The organism is Pseudomonas sp. dw_358, assembly GCF_018449655.1.
Classification (GTDB): Bacteria; Pseudomonadota; Gammaproteobacteria; order Pseudomonadales; family Pseudomonadaceae; genus Aquipseudomonas.
Genome location: NZ_JAAVUX010000007.1, coordinates 119494 through 144425, shown reverse-complemented (window position 1 = coordinate 144425; position 24932 = coordinate 119494). Strand labels below are relative to the sequence as shown.

Genomic DNA, 24932 nt, shown 5'->3' with positions numbered 1-24932 from the left:
AACCCGATCGACACGCGCATGGTGGAGTTGATGACGCAACTGGCGCCGCTGGAGGGCTATAACTTGAGCGCCCTCGACGACATCCGTTTCCTGCGCTCCAACCGTCCACTGACCCGCACGCCGGTGTTGTACGAGCCGGGCGTCGTCATCCTCTGCCAGGGCCGCAAGCGCGGTTACCTGGGGGATAACGTGTACCTCTATGACGCCCGACATTACCTGGTCGTATCGGTGCCGGTGCCCTTCACCATGGAGACCGACGCCAGCGAGGCCGAGCCGATGCTGGCGGTGTACATGCGCCTGGACATGCCGTTGGCCAGCGAACTGATGCTGCAAGTGGATGAAACCCTCGGGCCCAGCGCTGCGCCGCCCAAAGGCATGTACGCCTCGCCCATGGATGACTTGCTGCAGATCTCGACCCTGCGCTTTCTCGAGGTCATGACTCGCCCCGGCGATGCGCAGATTCTCGGCCCGGCATTGGTGCGCGAGATCTATTACCGCATCCTCACCGGCGAGCAGGGCGGCACCCTGCGGGCGGCGCTCGCTCGCCAGGGCCATTTTGGCAAGGTCACGCGGGCGATTCGCAAGATCCACAGTTGTTATCAGCAGCGCCTGGACGTGGAGTCGCTGGCCCAGGAAGCGAGCATGAGCGTACCCAGTTTCCACCTGCATTTTCGCAGCGTGACAGACGCCTCGCCCATGCAGTACCTCAAGTCGACCCGCCTGCATCAGGCGCGCCTGCTGATGCTGCGCAACGCCATGCCGGCTTCGACGGCCGCCTTCACGGTCGGCTACGAAAGCGCCTCGCAATTCAGCCGCGAGTTCAAACGCTTCTTCGGCCGCACGCCCCAGGCGGAGATCGAGTGGATGAAGGCGACCTACGCCTTGCCGGCACCCGTCGGGGTGTCGGCGTATGTGTCGTCTCATTGAACGGGGCCGTGTAACCGAGTGATCACCCGACCGGTCCTCGCCTACGGCGTGCAGGCTTTTTCCAGGATGTTCATGAAGGGTGGATAGTCCCGCAGCTGGCTGGCCGAGAGGGGGCGGCTGAAGTGGTACCCCTGGGCAACGTCGCACCCGGCGAGCTTGAGGCAGATGACGTTCTCGCGGGTTTCCACCCCTTCGGCGACCACCTCCAGGCCAAGGCGCTTGGCCAGGATGATGGTGGAGGTGACGATAGGGCTGTCATCCGGGCTGTTGGACAGCGGCGCGATCACCGAGCGGTCGATTTTCAGCTTGGTCAGCGGCAGGTTTTGCAGGTGCGCAAAGCCCGCGTAGCCCTTGCCGAAGTCGTCGAGGCTGATGTTCAGGCCGGCATCGCGCAGGGTCTGCAGGTGTTCGATCGCCTGGGCTTCGTCGTCGAGCATGATGGTTTCGGTGATTTCCAGTTCCAGCCGGCCGGGATCGAGGCCGTATCGGGTCAATTGCGCAAGCACCCGTTGGCTGAAGTCGACCTGGCGCAGTTGCAGGGTCGAGACGTTGATCGCCATGCGCATCGGCCGTTTCTGTGCTTTCCAGTCCGATAGCTCGATGCAGGCCAGGCGCAGCACCTCCCAGCCCAGGGCGACGATGAAGCCGCTGCGTTCGGCCAGGCCGATGAAGCGGTCCGGATAGAGCAGGCCGAACTCCGGGTGTTGCCAGCGCACCAGCGCTTCGTAACCCTCCACCAGCAGAGTGTCCAGGCGCACCTGGGGCTGAAAGTGGAGGACGAATTGATGGTCGCTCAGGGCCCCGACGAAGGCTTGTTCGAGGATGAACTCGTTGACGTCGGTGACATTCAGCGACGGGTCGAAGAAACGGTACTGGCCACGGCCGACGCTCTTGGCCGAATACATCGCTGCGTCGGCGCCGCGAATCAGGTCCTCGAGGTCCTGACCGTCTCGCGGGCAGATGCTCACGCCCACGCTGGGGCTGGTGATCAGCTCCTGGCCGTCCAGCGAGTAGACCGCCGAAAGCCGCTCCACCAGATGACGCACCCAGCTTTCGATCTGCTCCTCGGTGCGTTCGCCGCCCAGCAGCACGATGAACTCGTCACCACCAAAGCGAGCGGCTTCATCGGTGGGGGTGAGCAGCCGGCTGATGCGCCCGGCAATGGCCTGCAGCAGCAGGTCGCCGACCTTGTGCCCGAGGGAATCGTTGATGGATTTGAAACGGTCCATGTCAATGAACAGAATGGCCGTCAAGAGGCGCTTGCTGCGCTGCCGGGCCAGCAGCGGGGTGGCACATTCGAGAAAACGCCGACGGTTGTGCAGGCCGCTGAGATGGTCGGTGGCCGCCGCCTTGCTGCTCAGGCGATGCTGTTCCTCAAGACGGCTGATCAGCTCCTGGTTGACGCGCTGCGCGTCCTCCAGCGCCATAAAGGCTTCCTGTCGACGACCCAGTGCGCGCAGGGTCCAGGACAGGCCGGCGAGAATGAACAAGGTCATGCCCAGGTTGAGGGCCAGCTGGCGCCGGAATGTGATCTGCGCAGCGGCGAGGATTTCTTCGCGTGGCTGGCTGACGATGACACTGAAACCGCGCTGCGGCACCCGGCGATACAAGCTCTGGTAGTCGACATCACCCAGTTGCTGGACAAACTCGCCGGAGGTTTCGACGCCGTCGGGCAAGGCCGGGGACAACACGTGTCCGGCAATCACCACGCCGTTGTTGCTGATGCGCAGGCGTTCTTCGCCGTTGTCGTCGAGCAGGCGCAGCATGCCGCTGGGGCCCAGGTCGATGTGTTCGAACAGGGCGGCCATATAGCCGATGTCGAACTGCATCAGCAGGATCCGCTCCAGCTGGCCTGTCGCCGGGTCCACCAGTGGTAGCAAGAACGGCAGGCGCCAGCTGGGCGCGGCGCCCGGTGCGGTGCTGGCAGGCGGCGCGGGCATCAGCGGGGTAAAGCCGTAGTGAGCGATATGAGCGTGCAGTTGCGCGAGCCAGGTATCGGACAATGGCGGCGGATCGTCCTGGCGGGTGGCGTCCAGCGAGATGCCGTCGCGGCTGAACAGGGCCATGCGCTTGAGCACCGGATCGCCGGCCAGCATGCGCACCAGGCTCCAGTGATGCGGGTCGGTACCTTCCAGCCCTTCGCGGGCGACCGTGCCGGTGATCTGCGCGCGGTCCACCAGCTGTTGCAGGTTCTCGGCGGCGATGGTGGCGAGGTTCAGGTGTTCGGCGGCCTTGGCATTCATTGCCTCGTGAAAGGCGGTGGCTTTCTGCTGCGCGTACAGCCCCCACAGGCAACCCAGGGTCGCGACACAGATAACCCATAGCATCAAACGCAAGAATGCCAGTGAGGATGAGGATTTCGGAGTCACTGCACAGGCATCCGATCTGGAGAGCAAGCAAAATACTGCGAAGTTGTTACGTTTAAATGACGGCATAGGGCCATCGCAGTGGCCTGTTATCCTGTGCGCTATCCGTCTCGAGACCGCCGCCCATGAACCTCGAACTGCTCAAGTCCTTCGCCGTGCTCGGCGAGGTGTGCCATTTTGGCGAAGCGTCGCGTCGCCTGAGCATCTCGCAACCTTCCTTGAGCAAGCAGATCCAGCGCCTGGAATACCTGCTGGGCTCGCCGCTGTTCGAGCGCGGGCGCCAAGGCACCAGCTTGACAGCGTTGGGCCGGACCTTCCTTGCCGATATCCAGCCGGTGCTGCGCCATGCCGACTACGTCTGGGACAACGGGCTGCGGGCCGCGCGTGGCGAGCGAGGGCGGCTGCGGATCGGCTTTACCTTTTCCTCGGTGGAGGTGATGTCGCGGGTGTTGTTGCGCTTTCAGGCCGAGTTTCCCCAGGTGGAATTGACCTTCGAAGACATCTCGTCCCAGCATCAGATTCGCCGGATCAAGGACGGCAGCCTGGACGTCGGTTTCGTGCGCCTGCCGGTGGAACCCGGCTTGTCCAGCCACCCGGTGGCTCAGGACCGGCTGGCGTTCGTCTTCCCCCGCGAGGGTGAGTCGACGCTGAGCGGTTTTGACGACCCACGTGTGCGCGAGCGCGCCTTCATCGGCCTGCAACCGGAGTTCGCTCCGGGGCTGGAGGGGCGAATCCAGGCGATCTTCGCCGCGCGGGATTTCACCCCGGTGGCGATGCACCGGGTCAACGAGTCGCTGACCTTGCTGACCCTGGTGGCGGCCGGGTTCGGCGTGGGGCTGATGCACGAATCGGCGCTGCGGCCCATTGGCGGGCTTGTGGAGACGGTGAACGTTTGCCCGGTGATGGACGGCAACGCCGCCTGGGACGTGGGCCTGGTCTGGCGCGAAGGCGACCCCAACCCGGTGGTGGAGCGCTACCTGGCGCTGGCGCGGGCAGTGCTCCCGTCACCGTAGGCGGGCGCGCAGCTCATGATGGCCCCAAGGGCTCCTACGGGAGAGGCTGCGCATACCCACGCAACGCCTCGACGGTTAACGCCGTCAGGTCCTCCAGGATGCACACCGGCCCCTCGCCAAACACGAACAACCCGGTCTGTACCGCCACAAAGGGAATCCCCAGCGCCTGCGCGGTGATCTGGTCCCAGCGACCATCTCCCAGGATCACCACCCGTTCGGCACCGCTGCCCGCGAGGGTGCCGCGCACGATGTCCTGGCGGCTGAGAAACTCCGACCCGGTCATCAGGTTGTCGGGTACCACGTCGAGGCTGGCCAGCTTGAGCAGGGCGGGGCCGCGCATGGAGCCGGTGGCAAACGCAATCTGCATGTCCGGTGCGTTGCCCAGCGCGTTCAGCAGCGCCCGGGCACCGGCCACTTCGCCTACCGGCTCGGCCGCGCAGATGGCCCCGTAACTGGCGCTGCTCAGGCGGTCCAGACGCTGCAACTCGGCGGCGCTGGCGCCCTGCTGACGGGTGTCCAGCAGCAATTCGTCGAGCACCCCCGAGTCGGTGTAATGGCGGTACTCGGCCCAGGGTTTACGGTGCGGGTCCAGGCCGAATTCGGCTAGGCTCGCCGTTAGCGAAGCGTGGTGGGCGCGGGTGCTGTCCACCAGCGTGCCGTCAATGTCGAAGATCACCAGCGTCTTCATGGGCACGCCTCCAGGCTCACGATCGGGAAGTCGATGGCAAAGCCACGCAGGTTTTCCAGCAAGGCCATCAGTTGCAGCACACCGCTGTCGTCGAAGCGCCGCCCGGCGATCTGCACGCTGACCGGGCAACCACCATCGCCGGGCTGATAGACCGGTACCGTGCCGGCCGGTCGCCCCAGTTGGTTGAACCAGCAGGCAAAGCCCATGTGGCTCATGGCACCCATCTCCGGTGACGGGCTGATGGCCTCGGCCGCGAAATGCCGTACCGGCAGGGCCGGTGACAGCACATAGTCGAAGGGCGCCAGCTGACGCTCCAGACGGGCCACCGCCTGGGCGATGCGGCGGTGCACCTGGTCCATTTCCAGGGCGGTCTGCAGCAACGCGCCGTCGAGCATCTCGCCGATCGGCGGCAAGACCCGCGCGCGCCGCTCGGGCGGCTGCGCATACAGCTCCGCCAGGCCCTTGTGCACCATCACGTGGTACACCGCCTGATAGTCCTCGGGCGCGAGGTCGAAGTCACCCAGCCAGGTCAGTTCCGCGTCCAGTTCGCCGAGCAGGGCGGCCTGCTGTTGCACTGCCCTGGCCGTGACGCTGTCCACCGGCGTGCCATGGCTCAGCCGCGGCAGCACGGCGATGCGCACGCCGCGCAGCTGTTTGAACGGGGGTGCGTCGTGGACGAAGGCGCCGGGCAGAGCAAAGTGATCGCTGCGATCATGTTGCCCGACTACCGCCAGCAAGGCCGCCGCGTCGGCCACGGTGCGGGCCATAGGCCCGGCACCGCGATAGTTGCCAGGCGGGTCGTAGGCGACGCGGCCCTGGGTGGCATGGATCGCCACCAGGCCGCAGACCGCCGCCGGCAACCGTACCGAGCCGACCATGTCGGTGCCCAACGCCAGCGGTGCTACGCCCGCCGCCAGGCAGGCCGCCGCACCGGCACTCGATCCCGAGGTGTTATGGGTCGGGTTCCAAGGGTTGCGGACGATGCCGGAGTGGGAGCTGAGGCCGGACATCAGCAAGCCGTAATCGGGCATCGAGGTCTTGCCGATGACGCTCATGCCAGCTTCCCGTGCGCGCTTTACCGGTGCGCAGTCGGCGCCGGAGACTGCTCCGGTATTGACCGCCGAGCCATGCCAACGCGGCAGTCCGGCGACATTGAAACTGTCCTTGAAGGTGATCGGCACGCCGTCAAGGGCGCCACGCGGGGTGCCCGCTCGCCAGCGTTCGGCGCTGGCCCGGGCGGCGGCCAGCGCGTCGTCGGCGTTAAGCGAGGTCGTCGCGTTATACGCTTGCCCGGCCCGTTCGGCCGCCTTGAGCACCGCTTCGGCGACGGTCTCGGGGTCCAGCTCGCCAGCGGCGTAGGCGTGGCTCAGCTGGTGGGCGTCCAGGCGCAGCAAATCGGTATCGTTCACGGTTGCGCTCCACTCACCAGGGGCAGTTCGGGGTGAGCGCGCCATTCATTCAGCGAGCCGTCGTACACATGCAGGTGCTCGACGGCATGACCGGCGGCCAGCAGCCCGAGTGCCAGGCCGCAGGCGTTGACGCCCCCGCCGCAGTACAGGGTCAGTTCGGCATTGGGGGCGACGTTCAGGGCGCTCGTGGTTTCATGGACTTTGTGCACGTCCAGCCGTCCCTGCTCATCGAGCCAGTCGGCATAGGGCAGGCTCAAGCTGCCGGGGATGTGTCCGGCCGCGTATTCACTGCCGCGCAGGGCGCAGACCAGTTGCCCGTCACCCGGCTGCCGGAGCCAGGCCTTGACCTCGGCCAGGTCGACAAAGCGCCCGGCAATTTCCTGACTGCACGCATCGCCCGGTACCACCGGCGCGGCCTGGCCGAAGGCCAGCCCGCCGCCGGCGGCTTGCCACTGCGCGAGGCCGCCATCCAACACACTGACCCTGGCCTGCCCATACGCCAGCAACAGCCACCAGACCCGGGCGGCCCAGACGCCGTTGAGCGAGTCATACACCACCACATGGCTGCGCTCGTGTACACCCAGCCGTTGCAGCTCGGCCTGCAGCTGCGCGGCTGTGGGCCGGGTGAACAGAAAGCGCCCGTCGGCCGCAGAGAACCCGCCGAACAGATCGGCAAAGCCGGCCCCGGGAATATGCCCGGATTGCTCGAAGTCGTTGCGCCCGCTGGCATACAAGCTTGCCCCCTGAGCATCGACACCGCGATGGATGCGGGCGTCCAGCACGACCAGGTTCATGTCGTCCAGGTGCTCGCGCAACCACTGCGCGGACACCCGTGGATCCGCGACACTCATGGTGTGGTCTCCAGCGCACGGCGGCGCCACTCGCCCCGTTCCGGGCGCGTCAGGCCGAGATGTTCACGCAGAGTCTGGCCGCTGTAGGCTTCGCGCATCAGGCCGCGTTGCTGGAGGATCGGCACCACCCGCTGGGCGAAGTCTTCGAAGGCCGCCGGCAGGTGGGTGGCCTGAATCATGAAGCCATCCGCCGCGCCGCTGTCCATCCACAACTCCATACGGTCGGCGATCTGCTCGGGGGTGCCGATCATGTCGCCCTCGTTGCGCGCGCCGTACCATTTGCCGATCTCGCGCAGGGACAGTTTCTCGCGCTCGGCAAACTCCAGGACTTCGCGGTAATGCCCCTCGACGCCGACCTCTTCGAGCGATGGCATCGGGCCGTCGAGGTCATAGCGCGAGAGGTCGACGTTAACGTGGTAAGAGAGCCGCGACAGGCCCGCTTCGGGTTCTACCAGGTTTTCATAGGCGCGGTGCCTGGCCAGGGCGTCCTCGGCGGTGTCGCCGATCACCGTGGTGGCTGCGGGGAGGACTTTCAGTTGGTCAGGATCGCGACCATGGCGAGCCGCCCGCGCTTTCATGTCGGCATAAAACGCGACGGCGGTCTCCAGGGATTCGTGGCTGCAGAAGATCACATCGGCCCAGCGCGCGGCAAAATCGCGACCGGCCGGCGATGAGCCGGCCTGCACGATCACCGGGTAACCCTGGGGCGAGCGGGGCACGCCCAGCGGGCCCTGGACCTTGAAGTATTCACCGACATGGTCGGTGGCCTTGACCGTCTCGGGTCGGCCGAACACGCCACTGGCCTTGTCCATCACCAGACTGTCGTCGCCCCAGCTGTCCCATAGCTGCGCGGTCACCTTGAGAAACTCCTCGGCCTTGGCATAACGCGCGTCCCGAGGTGGCAGGCGTGCTTCGCCGAAGTTCTGCGCTTCGGCGTCCTGGAAACTGGTGACCACGTTCCACGCCGCGCGCCCGCCGCTCAAATGATCAAGGCTGGAAAACGCTCGGGCCAGGTTGAACGGCTGGTGATACCCGGTGGAAACCGTTGCCGCCAGCCCCAGGTGGGTGGTGGCGGCCGCCATGATCGACAGCACCGGCATCGGGTCCAGCCGCGGCGTGCCGCTGCCCCAGCGCACGGCCGGGTCGAAGCTGCCGCCCAGGCTGCGCGGCATCGCCAGCGAATCGGGAATGAAAGCCATGTCAAAGCAGGCCCGCTCCAGCGTGCGGGCGATGTCGGCATAATACGCGGCCGAGAGAAACTGCCCCGACGCGTCCGGGTGGCGCCAGCCGATGGTGCCCTGGGCTCCGGCGTTCATGAAGGCGGCGAGGTGCATCCGGCGCTTGGCCATGTCGGGACTCCTTTACGGGTGGATTATTCAGCAGGGTCCAGCAGCGACAGCTGGTCGACGAAGGCCATGGCGAAGGATGCCGTGCCCACCGCGCCCGAGGCACGCTCGGCCGCCACCGCATAGATCGCGTGGGCGGCGGCGGCGGCCAGCAGGGGGTCATCGGCGTTGGCCAGCATGGCGGCAATCAAGGCGCCCAGGCTGCAACCGGCACCCGTGACCTGCGTCAGGCGCACGTCGCCGCCCTTGACGGCATAGACCGTGGTGCCGTCGGTGATGTAGTCGACCGGCCCGCTGACCGCAACGATGGCGCCCGTGTCCACCGCGAGTTGCTTGATGAAGGCCAAGGCGTCATCGGAACTGGCGGTGGTCTCCACGCCCTTGCCGCCGCCGCTGCCACCGGCCAGGCCGATCAGTTCACTGGCGTTGCCGCGGATCACCGTGGGGTGAAAGGTGAGGAGCTTGCGCACCACATGATCGTATTCCGGCGCGCCGGCACCCATGGCCACCGGGTCCAGCACCCAGGGAGTGCCGGCCTTTTCAGCGGATTCGGCGGCTGTCCAGATCGCTTCCGGGCCGCTGCTCATCAGCGCGGCGGTGTTGAGCCACATGGCGTTGGCGCCGGCGCCGAAGCAGCGCGGCCAGTCCATGGCGGCACCGATGGCCGGTCCGGCACCTACGGCCAGCAGAATATTGGCGCTCAGGTTGGCGGCGATGTAATTGGTCTGGCCGTAGACGAAGGGGGGAGATTTTTTAAGCGCCGCCAAAGTCTGGCGAACGCTGGGGGATGCCCATGATAGCTCTTGCATGGAAGGACTCGACGGTGATGGGGACGCTCGAGTATTTGCCGGGGAGGGGTGATTCGTAAATCGATAAGTTTTTCTCAGGCTGATAGCTTTTGAGAATGATAGTGGCGATGTACTTGCGTGTCACAAATTCTGAACCAAACTGATGGCCAGATGTTCATAACAGCCAGGTTCAAAGGCACAGGTTCAGCAGTACGGGCCCCCTGCGAGCGATCACATTTTCTACCCTCGGAGCGGCGAAGCATGCGCGACATCTTGAAGTTTCTCCTGGATTGCCCTGAGTGGTTCCAACCCAAGCCCTATTGGAAAGTGGCGCAAGTCTTTCGTCTGATTCCGCTGGCGTTATCGAGTGCCTTGGGCGCGTTGATTCTATTCAATGCGCTGTCGGACACCACCGGCCGGATGGACGCGGTGTTGCTGGGCCTGATCTTTTTTGAGGCCGGGTTGCTGACCCTGGGCGTCGTCCACCTGGGGCTGTGGCTGTTTGCCTGGATGGTGCGACGTGTGCCGGGCCATCGCACGGCGCTGGCCTCCCGGGCGTAACAGGCAGCCTATCGGAGATTCCAGGGTTGGCCAGGCAGCGTGCAGGCCGCTCTCGGATAAAAGAACGTTCACCGAGGACGTCGTGCACGGGGGGCGCAGGGTCAAGGCGCGTTGCCTGCCATTTCAGACCGACCTTGTCACGCCGCCGTCCACCCGCAGGTTCTGCCCGGTGATGTAGGCGGCGCCCGGCGAGGCGAGGAACGCGATGGTGGCGGCCACTTCCTCGCGAGTGCCATAGCGCTTGAGCGGCACACCGTCGCGACGCGCCTCGGTGGCGGGCAGGCTGTCGATCCAGCCGGGCAATACGTTGTTCATGCGAATGTTGTCGCCCGCATAGGTCTGAGTGAAGATTTTGGTAAACGACGCCAGCCCTGCGCGAAAGACCGCCGAGGTGGGGAACAGGTCCGTGGGTTCAAACGTCCAGGCCGAAGAAATATTGATGATCGCGCCGCCTTTCTGCTGTTGCATCAGGGGCGTGACCAGCCGGGTCGCGCGAATCACATTGAGCAGATAGACCTCCATCCCTCGATGCCAATCGTCATCGGAAATCTCCAGAATCGGCGCGCGCGGCCCGTGCCCGGCGCTGTTGACCAACACATCGATACGGCCCCAGCGCTCGCTGGCGGCGTCCACCAGCCGGGCAATGTCGGCCGTGGATTGGTTGGAGCCGGTCACGCCGAGGCCACCCAGCTCTCGGGCCAGGGCCTCGCCCTTGCCGGACGACGACAGAATGCCCACCTCGAAGCCATCGGCGGCCAGGTGGCGCGCGGCGGCAGCGCCCATGCCACTGCCACCGGCGATGATGAGGGCGACTTTTTGCTCGGTCATGACGCGGATTCCTGTGCACAATGAGGACCTGAACAATCTAGGCGGCTGCGCAGAGGTGCGCCAGTGATCACTTTTGTGTGAGGATGTAGAAAAACTGCAGGCTGACGGACAACTTCTCAATGGCAAAATCGCCCACATCGGTCTCGGGTCATGCCCTGATCGGCCAACTGGTGGCGTTCGAGGCCACGGCCCGCCTGGGCAGTTTTCGCGCGGCAGCCGACGAGCTGCACCTGACCACCGGTGCCGTGGCCCAGCAGGTGCGCCTCATGGAGCAAAAGCTGGGCATGGAATTGTTTCAGCGCCTGGCCCGTGGCACGCGCTTGCACCCTCATGCCCACGGGTTTTTCAGCAAGGTGCAACTGGCCCTCGGCCTGATCAACGAAGCCACACGCGACCTCACAGCGCCATACGCATCCGGCGCAGCGCTGACGCTGAGCACGACACCGGCCTTCGCCAGCCGCTGGCTCATCCCCAAACTGGCGCAGTTCAACGAAGCCGAGCCCGACGTGTCGATCATGATCGATGCCTCCAATCAACAACGTGCACTGCACGGCCCGCATGCCGTGGACATGGCCATCCGCTGGGGTGCGCCGCCTTTTGAGGGTTGTCACGCGCAACGGCTGCACGAGGGTGACGCCATCGCCGTGTGCTCGGCGCCGGTAAAAAAGCGGCACCGCTGGAAGACACCTGCCGATCTTGCCCATGACGCGCCCTTGATCGCCGACTCTCACGACAACTGGTCCAAATGGTTCACCGTGTTCGACTGCCCTGGATGGACCTCTCGCGTCCAGACCGTTTCCCAGACCAGCCTGGCCATCGAGGCGGCCGAGCGCGGGCTGGGCGTGGCGCTGGTGCCACCGGTGCTGGTGGCGGATGCGTTGGCGAACGGCAGCCTGGTGCGCGCCTTGAGCACCCGCTACCGGCTGGCCACCGAGGCCGGTTTTTATCTGCTGACCGCCCATGAGCCGCCGGCGTCATCGGACTTGGCCAAGGTGGTTCGCTGGCTGGTCCAGGGGGCGGTTTGATCAGGATTGGTCCACTGAGAATCCTTTGAAATGGCTCTTTCTTTAGTCCATTGGCCGCCCTAATCTGCAGGCAGACTTTCTCTGCGGACTCAAAAGGCCTCCTCGTGTCGACACTTCTCAACGGTTACGGGCAACCCATCGGCGCTGCCATGAACGGCTGGACACCGCGCCAGCATCCCCCCCGCCAGGTGCTGCAGGGCCGCACGTGCCGCCTCGAACCCCTGGACCCGGCAAAACATGCACAGCAGCTGTACGACGCCTACCGGCAGATGCCTGACGGCAGCGACTGGACCTATCTGTTTGTCGGACCCTTCGCGGATTTCCCCAACTATTTGAGTTACGCCCAGGCCGCCGCCGCATCCAGCGACCCCCAGCACTGGGCCGTGATCGACCAAGCCACCGACCAGGCAGTCGGCACCCTGTCGTTGATGCGTATCGACGTCAACAACGGCGTGATCGAGGTCGGCAACGTCACCTTCTCGCCCTTGATGAAGCGCACACCGATGTCCACCGAGGCCCAGTACCTGCTGATGAAATTTGCTTTCGACGAACTGGGCTATCGGCGCTACGAATGGAAGTGCGACGCCCTCAACGCCCCGTCACGCAAGGCCGCGCTGCGACTGGGCTTGAGCTTCGAAGGGATCTTCCGCCAGGCCGTAATGTACAAGGGGCGCACCCGGGACACGGCATGGTTTTCCGTCATCGACAGTGAGTGGGAGGCACGCAAGACCGCGTTCGAAGTGTGGTTGGCGGCGGACAACTTTGATGAAGCGGGGCGGCAGATCAGGGTGTTGGGGGGCGATTTGACGCGTTCAGGAGATTGATACACAGGCGCAGACGTGCAGGTGCGACCCAGCGGTATTTGTCATGGGCGTTTTTATTTGCCACAGTCGCGCGTCTACGTTTGCCTTCCAGGCCATACGTCACTGGTCCGCAGAGGCTCTCGATTGAACGAACACACCCTCTCCACTCGCCTGCAAGGTGTCGCCGCCCATGTGCCTTCCGGTGCGCGGCTGGCGGATGTCGGCTCGGATCACGCTTACCTGCCGGTGGCCCTGATACAGCGCGGGGTGATTGCCTGGGCGGTGGCCGGGGAAGTGGCGGCGACGCCGTTTCGGGCAGCGCAGCGCACGGTGCGCGAGCGTGAACTGGAGGGGCGCGTTCAGGTGCGTCTGGCTGACGGTCTCGCAGCGGTCGAGCCGCACGACGGGATCACGGTGATCAGCCTGTGCGGCATGGGCGGGGAAACCATCCGCGACATTCTCGACATCGGCCAGGCGCGCTTGAGGGGTGGCGAGCGACTGATTTTGCAGCCCAATGGCGGCGAGCAACCGTTGCGTCAATGGCTGATGACGCATGACTACCGTATTGTTGCCGAGGACGTGTTGCGCGAAGGACGCTTCGATTACGAGATCATCGTCGCCGAGCGAACGGGCCCTGTGCCGTACAGTGCCCGGGAATTGTACTTCGGCCCGCTACAGCTCCATGCGCGCAGCCCGGCGTTTCTGGCCAAGTGGCAGCGTCGGCTACGGCTGAAACTCAAGACCCTGGCGCATTTTGCCGAGCGGCCACAGGCCGACGTCGAGGCGAGAAGGCAGGACCTCATCCGTGAGGTTGACTGGATCAGGGGGGTGCTTGATGAAGGCGGCGCGGGTCAGGTGAGTCATTGAGCCCGTTCAAGTCGCTGGCGCTGATTCTGGGGGCGTTCGCCATGGCCGCTTGCAGCCATCAGCCGCAGACCCCACCCGCCACGCCGGAGCAGGTGCGGGCCGCTGTCCTGCGCCTGCTGCCGCCCTCGGCCAGTGATCGCCAAGGGTGGGCCGGGGACATTCAGGTGGCGTTCCAGGCGCAGGGGCTGGATCCCAGCACCGATAACCTGTGCTCGGTCATCGCCGTCATCGAACAGGAATCCAACTTCGAGGCTGACCCGCAAGTGGCCGGGCTGGGCCGCATCGCACGTGCAGAAATCGACCGCCGCGCGGCACGCCTGCATGTTCCGGCCTTTCTGGTCAGCGCTGCCCTGGACCTCACGTCTCCCACTGGCAAGACTTACGCTCAGCGTATCAATGCGGTGCATTCGGAACGCGAGCTCAGCGCCGTATTCGACGACTTCATCGGCATGGTGCCCCTGGGCCAGCAGTTGTTTGGCAACTTCAATCCGGTGCACACCGCCGGCCCCATGCAGGTGGCGGTGGACTTTGCCGAGCGCAACGCCCGTCGCTACCCCTATCCCCACCAGGGCACGGTGCGCCAGGAAGTGTTCAGCCGGCGTGGCGGCGTGTACTACGGCACGGTCCATCTGCTGGGCTACCCGGCCCATTACACCCACGCCCTGTACCGTTTCGCCGACTTCAACGCCGGCTGGTACGCCAGCCGCAATGCGGCATTTCAGGCGGCGCTCAACCGGTTGGTGAAGATGCGGCTGGCGCTGGACGGCGATCTGGTCGACTACTCATCCAACTCCCCGGGGCACACCGAGATGGCCGTGCGCTCGCTGGGTTCACGGCTGAACATGAGCAACAACGAGATCCAGCGGGCGCTGGCCAAGGGTGAACAGCTGGACTTTGAAGATACCCAAGTCTATCAGCGGGTGTTCGAGCTGGCCGACCAGGTGGCAGGGCGGCCGCTGCCACGGGCGATCCTGCCCGGCATCACCCTGGAGAGCCCGAAGATCACTCGCCACCTGACCACGGCCTGGTACGCCCAGCGCGTGGACGAGCGTCGGGTGCGGTGCGTCGCGCGGGCACGTTAGCTCACTGATCAGACGTCACAATGGGCTCGTCGCCCGCTTGCTCCGCCAGCTTCAGGCGGTCGGCCTTGCTGATGTATTTCGACTTGCTGGCCGGCGCCAGTTTGGCGCTGGCCTTCCTGGCATGGGCTTTCAACAGCTGCTGGATCTTTTTGCGGCGATTCATTTGCGTTGCACTCGTCTTGAAAACCCTGGATCAACTTCGTCTTGCGCCTTGAAACCGGCGCACAGGGTAACAGTCTCGGCGGGGCAATGGCGCATCAAAGGCCCAGATCGCTCAGCCCCGGATGATCGTCGGGGCGCCTTCCCAGCGGCCAGTGGTAGCGGCGCTCGGACTCGCTGATCGGCAGGTCATTGATGCACGCAAAACGCCGCTGCATCAAGCCGTTGGCAGCGAACTCCCAGTTCTCGTTGCCATAGGAGCGAAACCAGTTGCCGGAGTCATCATGCCATTCATAGGCGTACCGTACGGCGATGCGGTTGTCGGCAAAGGCCCAGAGTTCCTTGATCAGTCGGTAGTCCAGCTCCTTGCGCCACTTGCGTTCGAGGAACGCCTGGGCCTGGGCGCGCCCTTCGATGAACTCGCTGCGGTTACGCCAATAGGTGTCCTCGGTATAGGCCAGCGCCACTTTCGCGGCGTCGCGGGAGTTCCAGCCGTCCTCGGCGCCACGGACTTTCTGGATAGCGGTCTCTAACGTGAAGGGCGGCAGTGGCAAGCGTTTTTCTTCAGCCATGGTGGGGTGTCCTCAGAAAGGCCGGTAGGGCAGAAATTTGCCGTCCAGGGTAATGATCGCGCGCGACCCGCCTTCCGGGTCTTCGACTTTCTGGATGTCCAGCTTGAAATTGATCGCACTGATGATGCCATCGCCGAACTGCTCGTGCACCAGCGCCTTCAAGGTGGTGCCATAGACCTGCACCATTTCGTGGAAACGGTAGATGGTCGGGTCATGGGAGACGTCCTCGGCGTTGCCGCGCAGCGGAATGGTCTTGAGCTCGGCCACGGCGCCGGCGTCCAGCCCGAGGCGTTCGGCAACCACTTCGGCCACCGCCTCCGGCAGCGGGTGCTGGCCAAGCAAGGCGGCGGTCACGTAGACCACGCTCAAACCCGTGCCTTCGGCGAGCCCGGCCCAGGTCAGGTTCCTGGCGGTCTTGGCCAGCAGAACGCGTTCAGTCAGGGCTTGGCGCGGCGTCTTGGAGCTATTGCTGTGGGGCATGGCACACCTCGATGGGTTGGATGGGTTGAGGATCTTCGTGAACGACCCTAAGGTCAAAGACTCATTGATGAGCATCACGATAACCCTGTCTGTTGCGCGATTGGAAAGACGGATTGTGGCGCCATTCTATGGGTATTTTAGAGCGGGTTGTAACGGCTGAAACTATGTGTGTCAGCACTTTGACAGCGTCCGCCGGCGCCGCCATCAACGCCTGCAAAGTCGCGGATTACCCGCGGGTGTCCGTGCAACTGGCGTCGGTGTACTCGGCCTGGGTCTATATCAAGGCTTGAGCGTTTCGGGCGTTGGGCTGGTAACTACATAACGCTCGCGGGGATCCTTGCCGCCATTCTCGGCAATAAGGATCCCTCCTATGAAAGTCAGCGCCCGTAACGTTTTCAAAGGCACCATCAGCCAAGTGCTGCCCGGCGCCGTGAATGCCGAGGTCGAACTGACCTTTGGCGGCGAAAAGCTGGTTGCGGTGGTCACGATGGCCAGTGTCCAGAGCCTGGGGTTGGTTGTGGGCAAAGACGCCGTGGCGCTGATCAAGGCGCCTTGGGTCATGCTGATGACAGATGCGGGCGGCTATCGCCTGTCGGCGCGCAACTGCCTGGAAGGCACGGTGTCGCGGGTGATCGAAGGCGCGGTGAACGACGAAGTCGTGGTGCAGCTGCCCAGCGGCGCGGAAGTTTTCTCTGTTGTCACCCGCGCCGCCGCCGAGGAGCTGGGGCTGGCGCCGGGTGTGGCAGTGACCGCGGTGATCAAGGCGTCGCACATCATTCTGGGTGTGGCGAGCTGATCGAGCGCTCAGTGATCGGTGAACCCGAACAGCTGCCGCGGCGTGTCCCATAGCACCTGCTCACGCTGTCGGGCCGATGGGATCAGCTGTTCCACCAGTAGCAGCAAGCTGCCGATGTCCATGCGTTCGGTGGCCCGCAAGAATGGCCAGTCCGAACCCCACATGCAGTGCTCCGCGCCGAATGCCTCGAGCAGGGCTTGCAGGTACGGCTGGCCATCGGCATAGGGGTACGGTTGGCGAGAGAACTTCGACAGGCCGGACAGCTTGACGTAAGTGCGGCCGTGCCCGGCCAGCGCCAGCAAGGCCTGGAAGGCCGGTTGCCCAAGGCCGGCGCCCACATCCGGACGGCCACTGTGGTCGATCAGCAAACGGGTGTGGGTGCGTTTGAGCAACGGCATCAGGTCTGGTAGCTGGTCGTCCAGCACCTGGATCTGCGCCAGCAGCTCCAGTTCGGCCAGGCGCCCCATCAAGCCATCGATGTCAGCGAAGCGCGCGGTGCCCAGCATGGCCACGTTCAGGGCAATGCCGACCACGCCCTGGGCTTTGAGGGTTGCCAGCGCATCGCTGCCGATATCCAGGGGCGCCACGGCGATTCCGCGAAACCTTGTCGGATGCTCGGCGATCGCCGCCAGCAGGCAGCGGTTGTCGGTGTTATAGCCCGATGTCGGCCCGACGATCAGCGAGTGTTGAATGTTGTACGCCTGCATGACCGCCCGGTATTGCTGCACCGTCCCCAGCTCGTGGCCCTCGGGCCGATACGCCGTATCGGCCACGTAGGGGTAATGCACCGGGTCGAACAAGTGATGGTGACAGTCGATCTTGGGTTGGGTCATGACGCTCATGTAGGGCTCACTGAGTTGAAGTATTGAGCTGCAAGGGTGTGTCGCTGTCTGCACCTTTGAGGGTGACGGCCGGGCTGGCCTTGCGGTGGTTGATGATCGCCATGGCCGCGCAGAACGCCGGAATCGACAGCACGATGAAGATGCTGGTGGTCCCCGGGAACACGCCCAGCAACAGGCCGCCCATGGACGAGCTGATGATCGCACCGCTGCGCCCGATGCCATGCATCCAGCTGACCCCGGTGGCACGCATTTCGGTGGGGTAGAAGCTCGGCGAGAAGGCTTGCAGGCCGGTCTGTGCGCCATTCACGCAGACGCCGCTGACAAATACCAGTACCGCCAGCCAGTAAGGCCCGAAGTCGCAGATCCCTTCGGCCAGCAGGCAGCTCATGCCCAACAGATAGGCCATGCCGATGACCTGCTTCTTGGCCTGGAAACGGTCCATCAGCGTCCCCACCAGCAGGCCGCCCAAGGTACCGCCCAGTTGGAACAGGCCGGCCGTGATGGCGGCTTTCTCCATGCTGAACCCGTTGGTGCGCATGATGGTGGGCAGCCAGCCATTGAGCAGATAAATCACGAACAGGCCCATGAAATAGGTCAGCCAGAGCATCAGCGTGCCTTGGGCATAGCCGTTGGAAAACAGTTTCAAAACCTGGGCTTTCTTGTCGATGGCCGGGGTGTGCAAGACGAAGCGGGTGGCGGGCTCGAACACGCCGCCCATGCGTTGCAGCAGGTGTCGAATCTTGTCCTGGGACTTGTTGCGCACCACCATGTACAGGGCCGATTCGGGCAGCATCCACAGCAGCACAGGAATGATCGCCAGCGGGCACAGCCCCCCGAGCATCACCACGGCTTTCCAGCCGCCGACAGGCAACAGGGCGGCCGCGACGAAACCGCCTGCGCCCGAGCCGATATTGAAGCCGCAATACATCAGGGTGATCATCAGCCCGCGACGACCTTGCGGCATGTACTCCGAGACCAGCGTTACGCAGTTGGGCATCACCGCGCCCAGCCCCAGCCCTGTCAGGAAGCGCAACACGGCCATTTCATTGGGGCCGCGAGCAAAGCTGCTAAGCAGGCAGAACACCCCGAAACACAGCACGGAAACCAGCAACACACGCTTGCGGCCCAGGCGGTCGGAATACGGCCCGGCAATCAGCGCGCCCAACGCCACGCCAAACATCCCTGCACCAAGGATCACGCCCATCTGCGCCGGGGCCATGCCCCAGTCGTGCATCAGCGCGGGAGCAATGAAGCCCATGACGGCGGCATCGTAGCCGTCGAACAGGATAATCAACGCGCACAGCCCGAGGACGAACCATTGATAACGGGAAATCGAGCGGGAGTCGATCCAGGCTTTGACGTCAATTGCACTAGAGGTCTTCATCGGCGGTGTTCTCTTTTTTTTATTACGCTCGCGCGCTGTGATGCCACAGTAGCGTGGAACGACTTTTCTCTGGCCGCGAAGTGGTTATGCAGTTATCTGTTTTTTTTATGGGGTACGAGAGAATTGCGCGGTGATGTCATCGCCCCAAGGGTTGCGCCCACACGTTCGGCTACGCCCCGCGCCTGTAATCGTCAAGCCATTTGGGCAATGGTAATGGAATGAACCGACGAGCCAACGCACGATGGCAAAGCGCTCGAGCGTGCACCCGACAGCGGAGCGATCCTTGTCCGTCTGATCGCCAGGTTCATGGCATTCCTCAGGTCTTCAAACGATGCACTGCGCCGCTTACCGAACCTTCAACGCCTGAGCCTCCGCCACCAGACACTCCAGGGCAAACTGCTCCGGATAGGTCATCTGAATCGCCGTGGTCTCTCCCTTGACTGTGCGTTCACCCTCCAGAATGTACTTGATGCGTTTGTCGGTCACGCCGATACGCTTGGCGATCCATGCGGGTGTCTGGCCGATGCGCGAAATCAGTTTGTCGGCGTAATCGGTGGAGGGGTTGTAGCGTTCTGCGTTGGGTGTCATGGGACGTCCGGCTGGGGTAGGGCGAGCGGGGGTATTGAAAAACCGCCCACAGCATAAACGTCTTTGTCATGTCGCGCGGCTGGATGTGACCGAATGATTGATCCATGCTCATTGTCGACCGATCCCAAGCGAGCAAGGGATTTCGAGCCAACACCTCGGCGGCGGCGTTGCGTCAGCTGTTGGGTTTGTCATCCAGATTCGCCTGGCGCCTCACGGACGACATGGCATCCGTCGGGCGCCGCTCAGGTTTCCTGTCCACGGCCGATACGATTTGACCCGTCTGCATCGAGTGAACACAGGGCTCTGCTCCTTGCGCAGCTCCCAGACGGGCTCAGGGTGCGCACTAACCGTCACGGCTATGGTCTTAGCTGCTGGCAAACGAGCGCACCGAAGCAGACCAGGAGAGGCATCGAATGAAAAGCCTGATGAAAGCAATGGTATTGGCGGCTGCATGGGCTGCGCTACCGTCTGCATACGCAGCGCAACCGTTGACGGACGGCAAGGGCGCACCGCTGATCCACCTGAACGTGGCCGCAGCGGGTTGGGGTGGCACCGCGTTGCCGGGCGTGGAAGGGCGCAACTACATCTTTCCCGACGCTTCGTATTTGAACAAATGGCAGAAGGGCGGGATCCGGGTGATCCGTTTCTCGATCCTCTGGGAGCGCCTGCAACCCAAACTGATGGGCGATTTTGCCCCGGTCTATGCCCAGCGCATCGACACCTTCCTGGCCCAGGCGGCCGCGCGGGACATGGGGGTGATCATCGATATCCACAACTACGGTCGGTTCAATGGCCAGAACATCATCGGCACCCCGGCCGTGCCGACCTCGGCTTATCAGGACCTGATGAAGCGGGTTGCCCAGCGCTGGGCGAAGAACCCGGGCACCCATGGCTACGACCTGATGAACGAGCCTTACGGCGACGCCGACAAGTACTGGAAGGCCAACGCTCAGGCCGGTATCGATGGCGTACGTGCGTTCGACAAGGTGCACCCGATCTATGTCGAAGGGCGTTCCTTCTCCAGCACGGCGCAGTTTGCGACGCTCAATGCCGACCTGCTGTTGCTCAAGGACCCGTCTGACAACCTGATCTACTCGGCGCACCTGTATCTCGACGACGGCAGCAGCGGGCAGTACGCCAAGCCCATCACCGGCAAGTTCGACCCGATGGTCGGGGTCAATCGCGCCAAGCCTTTCGTCGAATGGCTGGCGCGCAACAAGAAGCGCGGTCAGCTGGGTGAGTTCGGTGTGCCGGACAACGACCCGCGCTGGCTGACGGCCATGGACAACCTGTTGTCTTACATGCACGACCATTGTGTGCCGGTGGCGTACTGGGCGGCCGGCCCCTGGTGGGGCAAGGACCCGGTGGCCATCGAACCGATCAATGGCGTGGCGCGGCCGCAGTGGCCGGTGTTGTCGAAGTGGATTCAGAAGACCAACAACTGCCCGTGAAAGCAGGGGTGACAGCTGGCGGCGCGATGAGCCGTCCAGTTGCTCGTCGCGGGCCGGGCTATTTCGACACGGGGCGGGCGGGGGAATCCAGGCTGGGCGGTTCGCGGGAGTAGTCTTCGACGATCTGCTCCAGAGTGCCGTTGGCGCGCAAGGCCTCCAATGCCGCCCGCAACCGGCTGACCATTGGCTCGGCGCAGCGCCGGGAACAAGCCAGGTACAGATCGGCGGTCATCAGCGCCGGGCTCATCAGCAGGGTACGCCGAGAAACTTCGCCCCAGATATGCCGGGACTCGGGCACGCCGTTGAACCAGGCGTCGACGCGACCGAGCAGTAGCATCTGCGCCGGGTTTTCGCCGATTTTGAGGGGGTAGATCTGCTCGTTGCTGAAGCCCTCTTCGCGCAGCTTGATTTCCTGGGCGCTGCCCATGCCCACGGCAATGCGGTGGTAGGTGCGACGGGCCTCCTCGAAGCTGTCGACGCGCTTGTCGAGGCTGAAGAAGGCACGATCCATGGTCATGATGGGTGCCACCCAGGTGTAGCGGTCTTCGCGGTCCGGGGTGCGTGACAGCGGAATGATCAACTGGTCCTCGCCTGCCGCCACGGTGCGTTGCGCGCGCGCCCAGGGCAGCGATACCAGGTGCAGATCGTAGCCGGCCATGGCCGCAGCCTTGAAGGTGGCGTCACCGACGATGCCATAGCGACCGTCCTGGCCGAGCAAAGTCAGGGGCGGGGCGTCGAGCAAATAGAGGTCCAGGGTTGGCCGGGACGAGGCACAGGCCACGGCCGATAACAGCACCGTGGATATCGCGCAGGCCAGCGTTATGTGTTTTTTCGGGCCTGCACGACGGGGCCATTTGGAACGATCACGCATGAGGGCAACTCGACAGGTACAGCGGCAGGCTAACGCCAAGTCTGTCCAGCATAGTAGAAAAGCCGGGTGGATGCGCCCTCGGCGCTACTGCAATGCCATCATTGCTTTACAGGCGCGCGAAACGCACGAATGGCGGGACGCGCAATGTGCACCGGCCTCATCGTGGGCTTCGCCGCCACAGGTTCAACGCACCAGGCACGGCTTCTTGTTATCGAACTTCCAGCCGGGAATCAGGAACTGCATCGCCGCGCTGTCATCCCTCGCGCCCAGGCCCATGCCCTTGTACAGCTCATGCGCCTTGGCCACGGCGTCCATGTCGATCTCCACCCCCAGGCCGGCCCGGGTGGGGACCTTGACGAAGCCGCCTTCGATTTTTAGCGGCTCGCGGGTCAAACGCTGGCCGTCCTGCCAGATCCAGTGAGTGTCGATGGCGGTGATGTCGCCCGGCGCGGCCGCCGCCACCTGGGTAAACATGGCCAGGGAAATGTCGAAGTGGTTGTTGGAGTGCGAACCCCAGGTCAGTCCCCAGTCGTTGCACATCTGCGCAACCCGCACCGAGCCTTGCAGGGTCCAGAAATGTGGGTCGGCCAGCGGGATGTCCACCGATTGCAACTGGATGGCGTGGCCCATTTCCCGCCAGTCGGTGGCAATCATGTTGGTCGCCGTGGGCAGGCCGGTGGCCCGGCGGAACTCGGCCATCACTTCGCGCCCGGAGTAGCCGTTCTCGGCGCCGCAGGGGTCTTCGGCGTAGGCCAGCACCTTGTGCTGGTCGCGGCACAGCGCGATGGCTTCCTTCAGCGACCAGGCGCCGTTCGGGTCCAGGGTGATGCGCGCATCGGGGAAGCGTTCGGCCAGGGCGGTGACCGCTTCAATTTCTTCGCCGCCGCGCAGTACGCCGCCCTTGAGCTTGAAGTCGTTGAAGCCGTAGCGGGCCTTGGCCGCTTCGGCCAGACGCACCACAGCCTCGGGGGTCAGCGCTTTCTCGTGGCGCAGGCGAGTCCAGTCATCGCCCTCGGCTTCGCTGCGGTAGGCCAGGTCCGTTTCTTGGCGGTCGCCGACGTAGAACAGGTAGCCGAGCATCTTCACCGCGTCGCGCTGTTGGCCTTCGCCGAGCAGGGCGGCCACCGGGACGTTCAGATGCTGGCCCAACAGGTCGAGCAAGGCAGCTTCCACGGCGGTCACGGCATGGATGGTAATGCGCAGGTCGAAGGTCTGCAGGCCGCGACCCGCCGAGTCACGGGCGGCGAAGCGGGTGCGCATGGCATTGAGGATGCTCTGGTATTTGCCGATGGACTGATCGACCACCAGGCTGCGTGCGTCTTCCAGGGTTTCGCGAATGCGCTCGCCGCCCGGCACTTCGCCGACCCCGGTGTTGCCAGCGCTGTCCTTGAGAATGACGATGTTGCGGGTGAAGAACGGGCCATGGGCACCGCTGAGATTGAGCAGCATGCTGTCATGGCCGGCGACCGGGATCACTTGCAGGCTGGTGATGACCGGGGCTTTGGCGGCGTAGTGCAGTTGTTCGCTGTTCATGTGATTGCCTCTTCAATTCAGTGTGAGATCAGTGCGGCTTGCCCAAGGTTGCCGCTGCAATGGCGTGAGTGACTGCAGCGCCAGGCTTTGGCGATGTGCGGGCAAAGAACACCAGGACTGCCGCAATGACGGAGGTCGCGGCCAATCCATACAAGCCGCCCTGAATGGAGCCGGTGGACTGCTCCAGAAAGCCGAAGGTGGCCGGGGCGACAAAACCGCCGAGGTTGCCGATGGAGTTGATCAAGGCGATCACTGCTGCCGCGATCCGCGCGTCCAGGTAGCCCTGCGGCATGGGCCAGAACAACGACGAAGCCGACTTGAAACCGATGGCGGCGAAGCAGATGGCCACGAAGGCGAAGATCGGTCCGCCCGTGGTGGAGAGGAACATCCCCAGCGCGGCGATCAGCAGGGCGCCGGCCACCCAGGCCTGCTGGAACTTGAATGTGCTGGACAGGGCGGCAAAGGCGTACATGGCGATGATCGAGATCAGCCAGGGAATGGAGTTATAGAAGCCCACTTGAAGGTCCGACAGGTCGCCCATCTGCTTGATGATGCTGGGCAGCCAGAAGGTGGCGGCGTAGATGGTCAACTGGATACAGAAGTACAAGGCGCAGAACAGCATGATCTGACGATCCTTGAGCAAGCGCCCCAGGCTCGGCTTGACCGTGTTCACGGCATCGCGCTCACGCTGTTCGCGATCGATTTCACCGACCAGGGCGTCCTGCTCCTCGCGGCTCAGCCATTTTGCCTCATGGGGCCGGGAGTCCAGCCAGAACCAGGTAAAAAAGCACAGCAGCACCGACGCCAGGCCTTCGATGATGTACATCCACTGCCAGCCGTGCATGCCCAGGCCGTTGATCTGCAGCAAGGCGCCGGACAACGGGCCGGATATCAACGACGCCAGCGCCGAGCCGCTGAGGAAGATCGCGATCGCCTTGCCCCGTTCAGTACTCGGCAACCAGCGGGTGAAGTAGTAGATGACCCCGGGGAAGAAGCCGGCTTCGGCCACGCCCAGCAAAAACCGCAGGACATAGAAGTGGGTTTCGGTCTGGATAAAGGCCATCAGCGTGGCAGTGATGCCCCAGGTGAACATGATCCGCGTCAACCACAGCCGCGCGCCGACCTTCTGCAGGAGGATGTTCGACGGCACTTCGAACAGCGCGTAACCGATGAAGAATAGCCCGGCCCCGAAACCATAGGCGGCCGCGCCGATGCCCAGGTCATGCTCCATGTGCGCGCGGACGAAGCCGATGTTGACGCGGTCGATATAATTGACGATGAACATGATGACGAACAGCGGCAAGACGTGACGTTTGACCTTGGTTATGGCGCGCGCCAGCGTTGGGTCGCCAGATGGGACAGATACAGGGGGGGAAGCTGTCATGATGGGGCCTACGTCGCGTGTCATTATGATTGGATGCGGTCGTGTTGGCAGACATCATACAAGTTGATTGATGGGTGCGACAATAGGTCGCGCGCGGATTTTTAGTCGAATTTGCGGGCATCATTGAGCTTTACCGCGCAAAACTACCATGGCGAGAGGGATGTGGATTTCGTTTTTCGGCATACTTGTCAGACATGTTGGCGGTGCCGCCGGTGCAAGACAGTTCGCCCCGGCACGTGGGCCACAAGGGGCAGCATCAGCCCGGCCAACAGCACTGACACCGACCCCGACCTCGTCGATGCGTACCGATCGTGCCCA

27 protein-coding genes are annotated in these 24932 nt (G+C 64.0%); 11 read left to right on the top strand and 16 right to left on the bottom strand.

All coding sequences use genetic code 11. From position 1 onward, the window contains the following. The first annotated feature begins 18 nt into the window (after nt 1-18). On the top strand, nt 19-927 hold the full coding sequence (locus HB675_RS13000) for an AraC family transcriptional regulator (RefSeq protein ID WP_213878829.1): 909 nt from the start codon (nt 19-21) through the stop codon (nt 925-927). A gap of 41 nt (nt 928-968) precedes the next feature. On the opposite strand, the gene HB675_RS12995 is transcribed toward HB675_RS13000, so the two are convergent. After that, complete coding sequence (locus HB675_RS12995; RefSeq protein ID WP_213878731.1) at nt 969-3296, bottom strand: EAL domain-containing protein; 2328 nt, start codon at nt 3294-3296, stop codon at nt 969-971. 122 nt (nt 3297-3418) lie between these two features. On the opposite strand from HB675_RS12995, the gene HB675_RS12990 reads away from it, so the two are divergent. Next, a complete protein-coding gene (locus tag HB675_RS12990) occupies nt 3419-4306 on the top strand; it encodes a LysR family transcriptional regulator (RefSeq protein ID WP_213878730.1) in 888 nt (295 codons plus the stop codon). Nucleotides 4307-4340: 34 nt separating this feature from the next. Here the strand turns inward: HB675_RS12990 and HB675_RS12985 are convergent, their stop codons facing one another. Genes HB675_RS12985 through HB675_RS12965 form a run of 5 tightly spaced genes read right to left on the bottom strand, consistent with a single transcriptional unit; the run spans nt 4341 to nt 9409 of the window. Then, on the bottom strand, nt 4341-4994 hold the full coding sequence (locus HB675_RS12985) for an HAD hydrolase-like protein (protein ID WP_213878729.1): 654 nt from the start codon (nt 4992-4994) through the stop codon (nt 4341-4343). Further along, nucleotides 4991-6403, bottom strand: coding sequence for an amidase family protein (locus HB675_RS12980; protein WP_213878728.1), 1413 nt, complete (start codon nt 6401-6403; stop codon nt 4991-4993). Before HB675_RS12980 ends, HB675_RS12985 begins: the two co-directional genes overlap by 4 nt. Then, the gene (locus HB675_RS12975) at nt 6400-7254 is read right to left on the bottom strand and encodes a rhodanese-like domain-containing protein (RefSeq protein ID WP_213878727.1); all 855 of its coding nucleotides are present in this window, start codon (nt 7252-7254) and stop codon (nt 6400-6402) included. The genes HB675_RS12980 and HB675_RS12975 overlap by 4 nt, the downstream gene beginning before the upstream one ends. Further along, complete coding sequence (locus HB675_RS12970) at nt 7251-8603, bottom strand: LLM class flavin-dependent oxidoreductase (RefSeq protein WP_213878726.1); 1353 nt, start codon at nt 8601-8603, stop codon at nt 7251-7253. The genes HB675_RS12975 and HB675_RS12970 overlap by 4 nt, the downstream gene beginning before the upstream one ends. A gap of 23 nt (nt 8604-8626) precedes the next feature. After that, entirely contained in the window at nt 8627-9409 is a 783-nt protein-coding gene (locus HB675_RS12965) for a hydroxyethylthiazole kinase (RefSeq protein WP_213878725.1), read from the bottom strand. Nucleotides 9410-9649: 240 nt separating this feature from the next. Between HB675_RS12965 and HB675_RS12960 the strand changes: the two genes are divergently transcribed. After that, nucleotides 9650-9949 carry a hypothetical protein gene (locus HB675_RS12960; protein ID WP_213878724.1) on the top strand — a complete coding sequence of 100 codons (300 nt, stop codon included), beginning with the start codon at nt 9650-9652 and terminating at the stop codon, nt 9947-9949. A gap of 123 nt (nt 9950-10072) precedes the next feature. Here HB675_RS12960 and HB675_RS12955 read toward each other — a convergent pair whose 3' ends face one another. Continuing rightward, complete coding sequence (locus HB675_RS12955) at nt 10073-10777, bottom strand: SDR family oxidoreductase (RefSeq protein WP_213878723.1); 705 nt, start codon at nt 10775-10777, stop codon at nt 10073-10075. A gap of 119 nt (nt 10778-10896) precedes the next feature. Between HB675_RS12955 and HB675_RS12950 the strand changes: the two genes are divergently transcribed. The 4 genes from HB675_RS12950 to HB675_RS12935 all read left to right on the top strand — a co-directional run bounded on the left by HB675_RS12950 (nt 10897) and on the right by HB675_RS12935 (nt 14554). Next, entirely contained in the window at nt 10897-11802 is a 906-nt protein-coding gene (locus HB675_RS12950; protein WP_213878722.1) for a LysR substrate-binding domain-containing protein, read from the top strand. 149 nt (nt 11803-11951) lie between these two features. Beyond that, nucleotides 11952-12626, top strand: a complete 675-nt coding sequence (locus HB675_RS12945; RefSeq protein WP_213878828.1) for a GNAT family protein — start codon at nt 11952-11954, stop codon at nt 12624-12626. A gap of 123 nt (nt 12627-12749) precedes the next feature. Continuing rightward, a complete protein-coding gene (locus HB675_RS12940) occupies nt 12750-13472 on the top strand; it encodes a class I SAM-dependent methyltransferase (RefSeq protein WP_213878721.1) in 723 nt (240 codons plus the stop codon). A 41-nt stretch (nt 13473-13513) separates the two neighbouring features. Beyond that, entirely contained in the window at nt 13514-14554 is a 1041-nt protein-coding gene (locus tag HB675_RS12935) for a DUF1615 domain-containing protein (RefSeq protein ID WP_213878827.1), read from the top strand. 1 nt (nt 14555) lies between these two features. On the opposite strand, the gene HB675_RS12930 is transcribed toward HB675_RS12935, so the two are convergent. From HB675_RS12930 to cynS, 3 genes are all read right to left on the bottom strand, one after another. Next, the gene (locus tag HB675_RS12930) at nt 14556-14717 is read right to left on the bottom strand and encodes a DUF2986 domain-containing protein (protein ID WP_213878720.1); all 162 of its coding nucleotides are present in this window, start codon (nt 14715-14717) and stop codon (nt 14556-14558) included. A gap of 94 nt (nt 14718-14811) precedes the next feature. Next, nucleotides 14812-15285 carry a nuclear transport factor 2 family protein gene (locus HB675_RS12925; RefSeq protein WP_213878719.1) on the bottom strand — a complete coding sequence of 158 codons (474 nt, stop codon included), beginning with the start codon at nt 15283-15285 and terminating at the stop codon, nt 14812-14814. Between the two features lie 12 nt (nt 15286-15297). Beyond that, entirely contained in the window at nt 15298-15765 is a 468-nt protein-coding gene (gene cynS / locus HB675_RS12920) for a cyanase (protein ID WP_213878718.1), read from the bottom strand. A gap of 164 nt (nt 15766-15929) precedes the next feature. On the opposite strand from cynS, the gene HB675_RS25810 reads away from it, so the two are divergent. Both HB675_RS25810 and HB675_RS12915 read left to right on the top strand, forming a co-directional pair. After that, entirely contained in the window at nt 15930-16055 is a 126-nt protein-coding gene (locus HB675_RS25810) for a hypothetical protein (protein ID WP_256737525.1), read from the top strand. A gap of 80 nt (nt 16056-16135) precedes the next feature. Next, nucleotides 16136-16561, top strand: coding sequence for a TOBE domain-containing protein (locus HB675_RS12915; protein ID WP_213878717.1), 426 nt, complete (start codon nt 16136-16138; stop codon nt 16559-16561). A gap of 8 nt (nt 16562-16569) precedes the next feature. Here the strand turns inward: HB675_RS12915 and HB675_RS12910 are convergent, their stop codons facing one another. The 3 genes from HB675_RS12910 to HB675_RS12900 form a co-directional block, all read right to left on the bottom strand. Beyond that, nucleotides 16570-17403, bottom strand: a complete 834-nt coding sequence (locus HB675_RS12910) for an amidohydrolase family protein (protein WP_213878716.1) — start codon at nt 17401-17403, stop codon at nt 16570-16572. 7 nt (nt 17404-17410) lie between these two features. Continuing rightward, a complete protein-coding gene (locus tag HB675_RS12905; protein WP_213878715.1) occupies nt 17411-18787 on the bottom strand; it encodes an aromatic acid/H+ symport family MFS transporter in 1377 nt (458 codons plus the stop codon). Nucleotides 18788-19132: 345 nt separating this feature from the next. Continuing rightward, on the bottom strand, nt 19133-19375 hold the full coding sequence (locus tag HB675_RS12900) for a hypothetical protein (protein ID WP_213878714.1): 243 nt from the start codon (nt 19373-19375) through the stop codon (nt 19133-19135). A gap of 104 nt (nt 19376-19479) precedes the next feature. Here HB675_RS12900 and HB675_RS12895 point away from each other — a divergent pair, with 104 nt between their 5' ends. Together HB675_RS12895 and HB675_RS12890 are read left to right on the top strand one after the other, a co-directional pair. Then, entirely contained in the window at nt 19480-19650 is a 171-nt protein-coding gene (locus tag HB675_RS12895) for a hypothetical protein (protein WP_213878713.1), read from the top strand. Between the two features lie 138 nt (nt 19651-19788). Then, entirely contained in the window at nt 19789-20826 is a 1038-nt protein-coding gene (locus HB675_RS12890) for a glycoside hydrolase family 5 protein (protein WP_213878712.1), read from the top strand. Between the two features lie 58 nt (nt 20827-20884). Here the strand turns inward: HB675_RS12890 and HB675_RS12885 are convergent, their stop codons facing one another. From HB675_RS12885 to HB675_RS12875, 3 genes are all read right to left on the bottom strand, one after another. Further along, nucleotides 20885-21697 (bottom strand): transporter substrate-binding domain-containing protein, encoded by an 813-nt coding sequence (locus HB675_RS12885; RefSeq protein WP_213878711.1) that lies wholly within the window; start codon nt 21695-21697, stop codon nt 20885-20887. A 183-nt stretch (nt 21698-21880) separates the two neighbouring features. After that, a complete protein-coding gene (gudD, locus tag HB675_RS12880; RefSeq protein WP_213878710.1) occupies nt 21881-23230 on the bottom strand; it encodes a glucarate dehydratase in 1350 nt (449 codons plus the stop codon). A gap of 28 nt (nt 23231-23258) precedes the next feature. Continuing rightward, the gene (locus HB675_RS12875) at nt 23259-24614 is read right to left on the bottom strand and encodes an MFS transporter (protein WP_213878709.1); all 1356 of its coding nucleotides are present in this window, start codon (nt 24612-24614) and stop codon (nt 23259-23261) included. Nucleotides 24615-24932 lie beyond the last annotated feature (318 nt).